This window comes from Pseudoalteromonas sp. SG41-5, assembly GCF_014164495.1.
Taxonomy (GTDB): domain Bacteria; phylum Pseudomonadota; class Gammaproteobacteria; order Enterobacterales; family Alteromonadaceae; genus Pseudoalteromonas; species Pseudoalteromonas rhizosphaerae.
The window spans coordinates 18,837-29,458 of sequence record NZ_JACJFH010000060.1 but is presented as its reverse complement, the minus strand read 5'-3'; the positions used below and the strand labels follow the sequence as shown (position 1 = coordinate 29,458).

Here is a 10,622-nt window from a genome sequence, read left to right as displayed (position 1 = left end):
TGGTACTCTGTTCCTAGGGGGTGGAGTTAATGATGCAATCACCGATCCGTTAATGGGGGCGCTCACCGATGCAACCCGAACCAAATATGGTAGTTATCGGCCTTACCTATTGTGGCTCGCGATCCCGTTTGGGCTGGTTAGTGTAATTACTTTTACCACACCAGATTTAAACGCGACAGGAAAAGTCATCTACGCGTTTGTCACCTATACGCTATTAATGCTGGTTTATACCGCAATTAATATTCCTTATTCAGCTTTGGGTGGAGTACTAAGTCGCGATCCGAGTGAACGCGTATCCATTCAATCTTATCGTTTTGTATTTGGTATGCTCGGTGGCTTACTCGTCAGTGCTTGCACATTGCCATTAGTAAGCTGGTTTGGTAAAGGCGATAATGCTCTTGGCTATCAGCTTACTATGATACTGATGAGCTGTTTCGGTGTGATATTATTTTTGTTCTGCTTTCGCTTTACTAAAGAACGCGTGGTTGCACCACAGCAACAAACCCTTAGCCTCAAAGCACAAATGGCAACGTTGTGGCAAAACGGTCCTTTTAAAATACTCTGTGGTGCTGCCATTATGCTGCTCACGAGTATGGTGCTGCGTACGACTTTAGCAATTTATTACGTAAAATATGTTCTTGGTGAAGCCGACTTAGTTACGCAATTTGTTACCTTGGGAATGATCGGTAATATCCTTGGCTGCGCCTGCGCACAACCACTGAGTAAACGGGTTGATAAAAAAGCAGCATATATATATCTCCAATACATCTCTGCGGCCATAAGCTGTTTTGCATTTTTCTTATCTGACGACCAATTAGTGCTCGCGTTTGCAATCTATTTTTTATGGTGTTTTTTCACCCAAATGGCAACTCCATTGTTATGGGCAAAAATGGCAGATACAATTGACTACGGACAATGGCAAAATGGCCATCGGCTAACTGGCTTGGTCTATGCAAGCGTGGTGTTCTTTATTAAACTAGGCCTGGCACTGGGCGGAGCTATTGCTGGTTGGTTACTGGCTTACTATGGCTATCAAGCTAACACTGAGCTTAATGAAGCAACTAAAGCCGGTATTTTAACCTCGTTTACACTGTTTCCTGCAATTGGTAGTGTACTTGTCGCGTTGATCATGAAAAGGTATATTCTTGATAATAATACCTTAGAGAAAATAAACGCTGATTTAGCCCAAAGAAGTAGTACTTAACAAGGAATATCATGGCGACCATTTATGAGGTGTCAAAACTTGCTGGGGTCTCATTAGCGACCGTTTCAAGGGTAATGAATAATAATACTAATGTCAGTGATGCAACGCGAAAAAAGGTAACCGTTGCGATGACACAGCTTGGTTACCGGCCTAATTCCATTGCACAATCTCTCGCATCTAATTGCTCGAATAGCGTAGGCTTGCTCGTTTCTGAGCTACACGGGCCATTTTATGGACCGATGATGAGCGACATTGAAAATGCGTTTCGTAATCAAGGTAAACACGTCATTATTACCGCAGGCCACAGTGATGCCGATCGTGAACAGCAAGGGATTGAGTTTTTAATTAGTCGCAATTGTGATGGCTTGATTTTACATGTTGAAGCCATCAGCGACGACTACTTGATAGAACTGAGTAAAGGCAGCACCCCCTTTGTACTGATCAACCGTTTGATCCCAGAGCTTGCCGATCGGTGTATCGTTTTAAATAATATCAAAGGTGGATATTTAGCAACCAAGTATGTCCTTGAGCAAGGCCATCGTGACATAGCTTACATTAGCGGGCCACTTTGGAAAAAAGATGCTCAGGATCGCTTAACCGGCCATAAACAGGCTCTCGCTGAATTTGACTTAGAATTTAATGAACAATTGCTTTATCAAGGCGATTTTATGGAAACCAGCGGCTCGGCAGGTTTTAAGTTATTCCATGAAAGTAACCACGCTTTTACAGCTTTAATTTGTGCTAATGATGAAATGGCCATTGGTGCAATGGCCACAGCCCGAGAATATAGCATTAAGCTTCCCGAACAATTGTCGATCATGGGTTATGACAACGTATTTTTTACCCGTCATATTTACCCGCCACTAACGACTATTAACTACCCAATTAATGATATAGGAAAAATGGCAGCAAAGTGGATTTTAAGCAAAGTTTACGGTAAGGGTGAATTACCGTTACAAACATTATTTGAGCCAGAACTGATCGTCCGTCAATCAATTATTACTAACCCTCAATAAGTTGGGTTAGTAATGCTAAATTAATCGGTTTAAGTAATACTTGCTCTATCTCAAGGAGTTCAATTTGCTTCGGTTCTGGCTGTATACCACTGACGATTACTCGCTTTAAATCTGGATAATACTGCTTTGTATAACGAGCTAAATCCAAGCCACTGCCATCAGGCAAATGCATATCTAATAACACTTTATCAAATTGAGAGTCATTTTTTAGAATTGCTAAAGTATGCTCATAACTAGTTGCAACAACGGTTTCAACCCCTAAACTTTCCAGTAATAACTGGGTGATTTGCGCCGCATCTGCATCATCTTCAACCAATAAAAAACGCGCACAACTTTTTACTCGCGCTGGTTGCGCTAATTTATCAACGGGCTTATTAGCCGCCATAGAGTAATTAGTTAAGCACTGATAAAGTAAGCTTGAATCAACAGGTTTGCCTATCACATCGTTAAAGCCCAGCGCCAATAACTCGCTATGTATACCTTTCATCGTGGCAGCAGTAAGCGCGATTACCGCACCCTTAAAACCCATTTTTCTAAGTTCAATCGTAGTTTCTTTGCCCCCCATCACCGGCATATGAATATCTAAAAATATAATGTCGTACGGATCACCTTGCTGTTGTGCTTTAGTTACTTTATCAAGTGCTTGCTTACCGTGTTCAGCATAATCAACCTTTGCACCAGCAGAAGAGATCATATGCCCAACTAACACCCGTAAATCTCGTAAATCATCAACCACCAATACTCGGCCACTGACTTTACAAGGGGCCATTTTTTGCTGCATATTAGGTGTCAAATCGAGCTTCAATACACTGCGCTCTACATATTGAATATTGCCCGGATACACTGAAATAGTAAATTCAGATCCATGACCAATAGCAGACTCTAATGTGATCCCGCCCTGCATACGACTCAACAATTCAGAGCAAATAGCTAAACCTAACCCCGCGCCGCCAACTGAGCGCGATTCTACATCGGCTATTTGTTCAAATGGTTTGAATATAAGTGCTTGTTTCTCAGGGGCAATACCCATTCCAGAATCTTTAATACTAAAAAACAGCATTTCACGGCCATCAATAACTTTTGTCCATGCGTGAACAATGATATCGCCTTGCTCGGTGAACTTAATCGCATTATTGATGATATTAATTAAAATTTGCCGAAACCGTGTCGCATCAATACTAATTACAAGAGGCAAAGGTTGTAATGACTCAAAACGCAGCGACAGCCCTTTATCCAGCGCAGATACTCGCATTAAGGTAAACACATCAGCCATTAAACTATCAAGGTTGACATCACTGCAGCTGAGCTCCAGTTTATCGGCAGCTATTTTTGATAAATCGAGAACATCATTTAACAAGCTAAGTAGATGCTTACCATTACGATAAATAACCCCTAACTCATTATTGGCATGATTGTTAAATTCACTTTGCATAAGCAACTCGGTATAGCCCAAGATTGACGATAACGGGGTGCGTAGCTCATGGCTTAAATGTGCTAAAAAGCGGTCTTTAGAACGATTCTCAGCCTCTGCTTTAAGTCGTTCAAGGCGTTCATCTTCAACATCGCGTCGGGCTAATGCGTAGCGAATAGAGCGGGCAAAGCGACTTGAGCTCATTTCACTTTTTACGAGGTAATCAACAGCTCCTGCATCCAAAGCGGCTAAATCAAGGGCGTCGTTTGATTGCCCGGTGAGCATAATGATAGGGCCATTAAAACCATTTTCTACAGCTTGTTTTAATACTGCTAAGCCGTCTGAAGCCCCTAAGCGGTAATCAAGCAGGCAAATATCATGATGATTTTTACTCAGCACCTTAACTGCCTGCTTGGGATCACTGATCCACTCTATATCAAATGTATGCGAACTCAGCTGCTCTAGATAATCACAGGTTAAAATATAATCATCTTCATCGTCTTCAACAAGTAACAGTCTGGTTGCCTTATCTAACATAGCGTCTCCAGTTTTTTATTTAGTCATTAAACGTACTAGGTAACTCTACAAACTCCACCCAGTACTTACCTAACGTTTTCATTAGTTCAACTAAGCCATCAAACGTAACTGGTTTAGTAATGTATGAAGCCGCGCCTAAATCGTAACCCTTAACCATATCTTCCTCTTGCTTAGACGTGGTTAAAATAACTACAGGAATACCTTTTAAGTTTGAATTGCCTTTAATCGCTTGCAACGCTTCGCGTCCATCCATGCGTGGCATATTCAAATCCAATAAAATCAACCCAGGTCGTGGCGATGAGTTTTTGTCTTCAAACTTACCTTTACGCTCTAGGTACTCCAAAAGCTCCACACCATCTTCAACAAAGTATAACTCGTTTAATACACGGCTTTCAGCGAGTGCGTCTTGCGTTAATAAACGATCATCTTCATCATCATCAGCCATTAAAATGGTGATTGGCTTTACTTTAGAAAATGGCATTTAAGCCTCTCCTTGCAATGTGAAAAGCTCGCTTTCCACAGGTAGTTTTATGATGAAGGTTGCTCCCTCACCGGTTTCACTTTGTGCCGCTATCGTACCGCCGTGACGCTCTACAATACGTCGGCACACGGATAAACCAATCCCAGTGCCTTTATATTGCGAACGCCCATGCAGACGTTGAAACGGAACAAAAATTTTGTCGGTATATTCTGGCGCAAAACCAATACCGTTATCTTTAACTGTAATGATTTGCCATTCCAGCTCTGTATTATAATCATCATTAAATTCAGTCTGATGCTGATACTCAATAGTGATAATTGGTGCCACATCTGGACGTCTAAATTTCACCGCATTTGAAATCAAATTCAAAAATAGCTGCTGCATTTGGCTCAGATCTGCTTGTATTACTGGCATTTCGCCCACGTTGACCTGCGCATTTGACTCTTTAATCGCAATTTCTAAATCGCTTAGCACATCATCAAGTACTTGCTTTAAATCCGTATCGGCAAAGTCTTTACCACGTGTTGTCACTCGCGAAAACTCTAACAAGTCATTAATTAAATTAGACATTCTTTGCGCTGCATTTTTCATACGCGCGATATAATCAATGCCTTTTTCACCCAATTCGTCTTTAAACATGGTTTCTAAGCGATCACTAAATGCTTGAATTTTGCGCAGTGGCTCTTGCAAATCATGACTCGCTACAAAGGCAAACTCTTCAAGCTCACGGTTACTGCGACTTAGTTCATCAGAGTACAAGGTCAGCTCTTGTGTACGCTCGGTCACTTTACTAGCCAGTGTTTCGTTTTGATATTCAAGTTCCTGCTGATATTTTGCCGCTGTATGTAAGTTAATACGCGTGAGCATAAACATACCAAGGATCAATAAAGCACTGGTTACGGCAGTAATTGCAAAAGTGAGTTTGGCTTCTTTTTTAATTTGCCCTAACTTTCGAAACTGCACAGCTTTAAAAGCAGACTCCGCATCTTGAATTTCATCAGCGAGCTCTCTAATTTGCTCGTAAAGCTTACGGCCTTGATGCGTCTCTAGTAAATAATGAGCACGGCGTTCTTTATCTGCTAATGCTAAATCAACGGTTCTGGTTAATACCGCAACTTTATCATCAACCAAAAATAGTAATCGCGCTACTTTATCTGCTTGGCCTGCAATTTCAGTACGTAAATTTTTAACCAGTGTAGCTTGTGAGTTGAGCTGCATAATAGCGTCGTTGTAGGGTGCTAAATAATCTTTATCGCCCGTTAATAAGTAACCACGTTGTCCTGATTCTGCCTGCACAATTGAAAGATGAAGCTTCTCAATTGCGGTGTTTAACATATTAGTATCATCTAAACGCTGTTGGGTTTGAGTCAGGCTTTGAATGGTATTCATTGCCAAAATCGCATTCCCCACCACAATACACAGCAGCACCGCGATAAAACTGGCCCAGGTTACCTTGACCTTACCTTGTTGCTTTTGCAGCTTCATTTATAATCCTTTTATATTATCTTATTCAACGACGCCGAGATTCGATATTTGTTCTAAGCTGTCACTGCATTGCTGGCAATTACTTATTATTTTATCAAGTGCTGCCAATGCTTTTTCTTTTGGCATATCATTTTCTAGCACTAATTTAATCAATTCTGCATTCATCGATATACGATTCAGTGGTCCGCGTGCATCATGAATCAACTTATTGATTTTATCGTTATTAGCCATGCTACCCCTTTATTGATTACTTGAGTTTAATTTAGCTATATTCGCCAATACCACCATAGGCATTTAGACGGTTGTATAAAGTTTTAGTACTTATACCTAGCATTTGCGCTGCAAGCGTTTTATTACCTTGTACTTTATCCAACGTAGCGTGGATCAGCTCTTTTTCAACTTCTTCAATAGTTTGCCCTGCAGTCACTTGATTTGCTTGAGTTTGCTTATTCACTCGTGAAAATGGTGACTCTAAGTTATCTGGCAAAGTAATCGCTTTACCTTTTGGATCACTCATAATAAAAGCACGATGAATGCCGTGGCGCAGTTCTCGAACATTGCCTGGCCAATCATAGCTTTCAAGTAACTTTAATTGTGCAGTTTGCCATTGAAAGTCGGTATTGTTTTCTTCATTTAATTGATTTAAAAAAGCATTGGCTAATAAGGCAATATCTTCTTTTCTTTCACGCAGTGGTGGAATATCAATAGGAAATACCGCTAACCGAAAGTAGATATCTTCACGAATAACATTATTTTGCGCTAAATCTTCTAATGAACGGTTAGTCGCAGAAATCACTCGGCAATCTACCGCACTTTCTTTACTGCCACCTACTCGGGTTACTTTTTTAGTTTCTAACACGCGCAATAGATTAGGCTGCATATCTATTGGCATTTCAGTCACTTCGTCTAGAAATAATGTTCCGCCGGTTGCTTGCTCAAATACACCGTCTTTACGGGCAATAGCACCAGTAAAAGCCCCTTTCTCATGGCCAAATAATTCGCTACCAATAAGTTCTTTCGATAACGCACCGCAGTTAGTAGCCACCAAAGGTCCTGTACATGCGCTAGCATTGTGAATCGCTTGTGCGACAACTTCTTTACCAGCACCACTTTCACCCATTAACATTACGTTGGCGTTGGTGTTAGCAACGCGCTCAATCATGGTATACAAATGCTGCATTTGCGGCGATTCACCTATTAAGGTGCCAAAATGCTTTTTAATACTTGGCTCGGCTTTTTTCTTAGCCGTGGTTTTTTTAGGGTTGAGAAGGCGCTCAATATCTTCGCGCTGCAAGGGCTTAACTAGATGACCAACGTTAGGCTCACACATTTCAGCCAACTTACCTTTGACTGAAGGATGACCTGAAATAAGGGTTATTTTTGGTTTTTGACCAATACTTTTAAGGTGCTCAACCAAGTGTAAACCACTTCCATCAGGCAGCATAAAGTCTAACAATACATGGTCAAAGGTATTATTTACAAACCACTGCTCAGCCTCTGCTAAATTAGCAGCAGTATTAATGTTATGTCCTAAAAACTCTACGATATGACAAACGACATCACTAAACTCGCTATCATCATCAACTAACAGTATGTTTAACATGATAAATCCCTATGCTTATTATCATTGCCCAGCCCCACATCTTAACTGCCTTATTCTACAAAATCGATGCTTAACTGGAAATTTACGCTATCTAAATAGATTTAGATCTTTTTTGAGATATAATTTTTAAATTAAATTTTAAGGAACATTCTGATGCGCTTACTTAAAAGCACCGTTCATCCCAGTGTGAGTGCCAGCGAGCCACGTCAATTTACTCGCCTAACGAGCCGTGCTATTGCCTTAAAAGGCACTGATATTTTATTAATGTACACTGCCCGCTATGAAGATTTCAGCTTGCCTGGCGGCGGCATTGATGAAGGTGAAAGCATAGAGCAAGGATTAATCCGCGAGCTACAAGAAGAAACTGGCGCACAAAACATCAAAGTACTCGGTGAGTTTGGCCTTTATGAAGAATACCGCCCTTGGTATAAAGATGATTATGCAGTGATCCATATAAAGTCTTACTGCTATTTTTGTAGTCTTGATACGCAATTAGGGCAAGCGCAACTAGAACATTATGAGCAACAAAATGGCATGGTTGCTAAATGGGTTAATATTTATGATGCCATTGCTCATAATGAGCGAACGCTAGCAAACAGCTATAAGCAAGGGCTATCAATCATTCGCGAAACCTACTTATTAAAACAGATAGCTAAGCAACTTTAGGATCACAGCCCTGTAAAGAAGTTAATCTGCTCTGTTAGCTTCTTTCGACCAGAAGTAAAAACGCCATAACCCGACTAAATTACTGAGCAAAAACAAGCACTCCATCAATACTGCCATCGGTGAACCCACCAGTAGATTATGGCTTATCCACAATGCAGTGCCGAACACCATAAATAGTCGCAACAACATATCTCGCGGTTGGAAAGAAGCAAACGTCTGTATTAATGTTGCTAGCAATGCTAAACCACTTAACCAACCCTGCCAAGTTAATATAACAGCCACAGTGCTTAACAACATAAAACCCAACATTGCCCACTGACTACGATTAAAAATACAATAAAAATAACGAACTGCCGCTATCAACATTAATAAACTAGCACTTATTTTATCCAGCAAAAAAAAGTGTGTAGCGGTTAAAAGCACAGAGCTGAATAAGCACAGCAATATTAATTTTCGAGATTTAAATTGAAATGACGCTAAATCTAATAAAGTAGCGATAGCGACTAAGCATTGTGAAACTAAAAACATAGTGACTCCTGAAAAAAACAGCAGTCTAATTTAACCTAGCCTTGCAGCGCCTTAACTTAAGTTAAGGCGCTGACGAATTCGTGATAAAGAAATAGCAGAAATGCCGATATACATCGCCACTTCGGTTAGCGTCAATTGCGCAATCCAGTGTGGTTTTTGCGCTAATAAATAGCGATAGCGCTGCTCTGGTGTATTTAATAATAAAAAAGCCTCTTTAGCTTCTTTAAACACTAATTGTTGGGTCAATAAATGTTGTTTTAGTTGTTGCCAATCGGGCTGCTCAAATACAGCTAACGGAATGGCAATTAATCGCGCTGATTTAACCACTTGCAACTGATAAAGCCCAGGAGTATTGGTAAGCCAGTTAGCAAATAAAAGAGCAAACTCGTCCTTAAAATAATATTCTTTGCATTTTTGCCCGCCACTTTCAGTAGTGTGCAATGCAGCGAGTACGCCTTCTAAAATTAAGTAACCATACTGCTGCTTATCGCCTTGTTGTAAGATCACCTCACCGCGAGAAAATGTTTTCACTGCAAATTGCTGCTCACATTTAACAAGCAAATCATTAGCCAATGCATGATAACTATCTCCTAACGGCAACATCGCTAAATTATGCATTGGCTGGTGCTAACAGTTCAGTGATTTCAGCAGCACTAATCCCCTCTCTTGCAATGTATTTTTGCCCGCACCATAACGGCGAAAAATCACTTTTGCCTTGTGCTTCTGATTTAGATCGCAATGCACTTAGCGCAATACTGGCAAATGGGAATGCAGGAGCTTGCTGCGGCATGGCGCCAAGTTCACGCATAATGCGGTTTTCAATCCCTCGGGCAGCGCGCCCAGAAAACACCGTTGTCAGCGCCGTGCTATTCGCTGACTGCTGTAAAATAGCGTCGCGGTGCAGCGCTGAAGTAGTTGCCTCTTGAGCCAATAAGTAGGCACTTCCTACTTGCACCAACTCGGCGCCTAGCGCATACATCTGCTGTACATCTTCAGTGGTTGCAATACCACCTGCCGCAATGATGGGTACATTTAGTTCAGCCACGCATTGCTCGACTAATACTGCGGTAGATTTCTGCAAAGCCAAATCCATTGATAAAAAATGTCCTCGATGGCCACCTGCTTCTAAACCCTGCGCAATAATAGCATCAGCGCCATTTTCACTCAGCCAAATAGCTTCATCTAAAGTGGTAGCAGTTGAAATCACTTTAGTGCCCCAGCTTTTGATTTGCGCCATAATCGTTTGCTCAGGTAAACCAAAATGAAAACTCACCACTGCGGGTTTATAAGGGGCAATAATATCAACAACCGGTTGACTAATAGGTTGACGAGAAGCCCCTGCAGTTAAGCTTTCAGCATCAATACCATACTCATCAAAATAAGGCGCTAGCAAATTATGCCATTGCTGCTTTTGTTGGCTGGTGTAATCACCGACCGTATGACAAAAAAAGTTAAGGTTATAGGGATTACTGGTCGCTTGAGTCAGTTTATCAAGCTCGCTCACTAACTGTTGTTTTGAGAGCATTGCACAGGGTAATGATCCTAAACCACCTGCGTTACTCACCGCAGCAGCTAAACGAAAATCTTGCACACCCGCCATTGGCGCCTGAATGAGGGGTCGTTGAGTATTAAATAAAGATAACGCCATCACTTTCTCCTTGTAACTTTTTCAGCCACCAGAACTTTTTACC

Annotated in this window: 11 protein-coding genes; 3 read left to right on the top strand and 8 right to left on the bottom strand. The window is 41.1% G+C overall.

Annotation, left to right across the window (positions count from 1 at the left end; translation table 11 throughout):
* Both H5232_RS15245 and H5232_RS15240 read left to right on the top strand, forming a co-directional pair.
* Nucleotides 1-1,204: glycoside-pentoside-hexuronide (GPH):cation symporter (locus tag H5232_RS15245; RefSeq protein WP_182831146.1), on the top strand; the 1,204-nt coding region annotated here is incomplete at its 5' end.
* An 11-nt stretch (nt 1,205-1,215) separates the two neighbouring features.
* Nucleotides 1,216-2,220 (top strand): LacI family DNA-binding transcriptional regulator, encoded by a 1,005-nt coding sequence (locus H5232_RS15240; protein WP_182718297.1) that lies wholly within the window; start codon nt 1,216-1,218, stop codon nt 2,218-2,220.
* On the opposite strand, the gene H5232_RS15235 is transcribed toward H5232_RS15240, so the two are convergent.
* Genes H5232_RS15235 through H5232_RS15215 form a run of 5 tightly spaced genes read right to left on the bottom strand, consistent with a single transcriptional unit; the run spans nt 2,207 to nt 7,737 of the window.
* Nucleotides 2,207-4,168, bottom strand: a complete 1,962-nt coding sequence (locus H5232_RS15235; protein WP_182718296.1) for a hybrid sensor histidine kinase/response regulator — start codon at nt 4,166-4,168, stop codon at nt 2,207-2,209. The two genes, H5232_RS15240 and H5232_RS15235, sit on opposite strands and share 14 nt — an antisense overlap.
* A 19-nt stretch (nt 4,169-4,187) precedes the next feature.
* Nucleotides 4,188-4,649 (bottom strand): response regulator, encoded by a 462-nt coding sequence (locus H5232_RS15230; RefSeq protein ID WP_145241192.1) that lies wholly within the window; start codon nt 4,647-4,649, stop codon nt 4,188-4,190.
* Nucleotides 4,650-6,134 (bottom strand): ATP-binding protein, encoded by a 1,485-nt coding sequence (locus H5232_RS15225; protein WP_149981220.1) that lies wholly within the window; start codon nt 6,132-6,134, stop codon nt 4,650-4,652.
* 21 nt (nt 6,135-6,155) lie between these two features.
* The gene (locus tag H5232_RS15220) at nt 6,156-6,365 is read right to left on the bottom strand and encodes a histidine kinase (protein WP_145241196.1); all 210 of its coding nucleotides are present in this window, start codon (nt 6,363-6,365) and stop codon (nt 6,156-6,158) included.
* A 31-nt stretch (nt 6,366-6,396) separates the two neighbouring features.
* A complete protein-coding gene (locus tag H5232_RS15215; protein WP_145241198.1) occupies nt 6,397-7,737 on the bottom strand; it encodes a sigma-54 dependent transcriptional regulator in 1,341 nt (446 codons plus the stop codon).
* A 153-nt stretch (nt 7,738-7,890) separates the two neighbouring features.
* Between H5232_RS15215 and H5232_RS15210 the strand changes: the two genes are divergently transcribed.
* A complete protein-coding gene (locus H5232_RS15210) occupies nt 7,891-8,403 on the top strand; it encodes an NUDIX hydrolase (protein ID WP_182718295.1) in 513 nt (170 codons plus the stop codon).
* A gap of 21 nt (nt 8,404-8,424) precedes the next feature.
* Here H5232_RS15210 and H5232_RS15205 read toward each other — a convergent pair whose 3' ends face one another.
* The 3 genes from H5232_RS15205 to H5232_RS15195 are packed head-to-tail and all read right to left on the bottom strand — an operon-like array spanning nt 8,425 to nt 10,579.
* The gene (locus H5232_RS15205; RefSeq protein ID WP_149981223.1) at nt 8,425-8,931 is read right to left on the bottom strand and encodes a YgjV family protein; all 507 of its coding nucleotides are present in this window, start codon (nt 8,929-8,931) and stop codon (nt 8,425-8,427) included.
* A gap of 51 nt (nt 8,932-8,982) precedes the next feature.
* A complete protein-coding gene (locus H5232_RS15200; protein ID WP_149981224.1) occupies nt 8,983-9,549 on the bottom strand; it encodes a Crp/Fnr family transcriptional regulator in 567 nt (188 codons plus the stop codon).
* A complete protein-coding gene (locus H5232_RS15195; protein ID WP_182718294.1) occupies nt 9,542-10,579 on the bottom strand; it encodes a nitronate monooxygenase family protein in 1,038 nt (345 codons plus the stop codon). Before H5232_RS15195 ends, H5232_RS15200 begins: the two co-directional genes overlap by 8 nt.
* Nucleotides 10,580-10,622 lie beyond the last annotated feature (43 nt).

What these genes read in the sequence shown, in the direction of transcription:
- H5232_RS15240 (WP_182718297.1), top strand. Translation starts at nt 1,216, where the DNA reads ATGGCGACCATTTATGAGGTGTCAAAACTTGCTGGGGTCTCATTAGCG.
- H5232_RS15235 (WP_182718296.1), bottom strand. Translation starts at nt 4,168, where the DNA reads ATGTTAGATAAGGCAACCAGACTGTTACTTGTTGAAGACGATGAAGAT.
- H5232_RS15230 (WP_145241192.1), bottom strand. Translation starts at nt 4,649, where the DNA reads ATGCCATTTTCTAAAGTAAAGCCAATCACCATTTTAATGGCTGATGAT.
- H5232_RS15225 (WP_149981220.1), bottom strand. Translation starts at nt 6,134, where the DNA reads ATGAAGCTGCAAAAGCAACAAGGTAAGGTCAAGGTAACCTGGGCCAGT.
- H5232_RS15220 (WP_145241196.1), bottom strand. Translation starts at nt 6,365, where the DNA reads ATGGCTAATAACGATAAAATCAATAAGTTGATTCATGATGCACGCGGA.
- H5232_RS15215 (WP_145241198.1), bottom strand. Translation starts at nt 7,737, where the DNA reads ATGTTAAACATACTGTTAGTTGATGATGATAGCGAGTTTAGTGATGTC.
- H5232_RS15210 (WP_182718295.1), top strand. Translation starts at nt 7,891, where the DNA reads ATGCGCTTACTTAAAAGCACCGTTCATCCCAGTGTGAGTGCCAGCGAG.
- H5232_RS15205 (WP_149981223.1), bottom strand. Translation starts at nt 8,931, where the DNA reads ATGTTTTTAGTTTCACAATGCTTAGTCGCTATCGCTACTTTATTAGAT.
- H5232_RS15200 (WP_149981224.1), bottom strand. Translation starts at nt 9,549, where the DNA reads ATGCATAATTTAGCGATGTTGCCGTTAGGAGATAGTTATCATGCATTG.
- H5232_RS15195 (WP_182718294.1), bottom strand. Translation starts at nt 10,579, where the DNA reads ATGGCGTTATCTTTATTTAATACTCAACGACCCCTCATTCAGGCGCCA.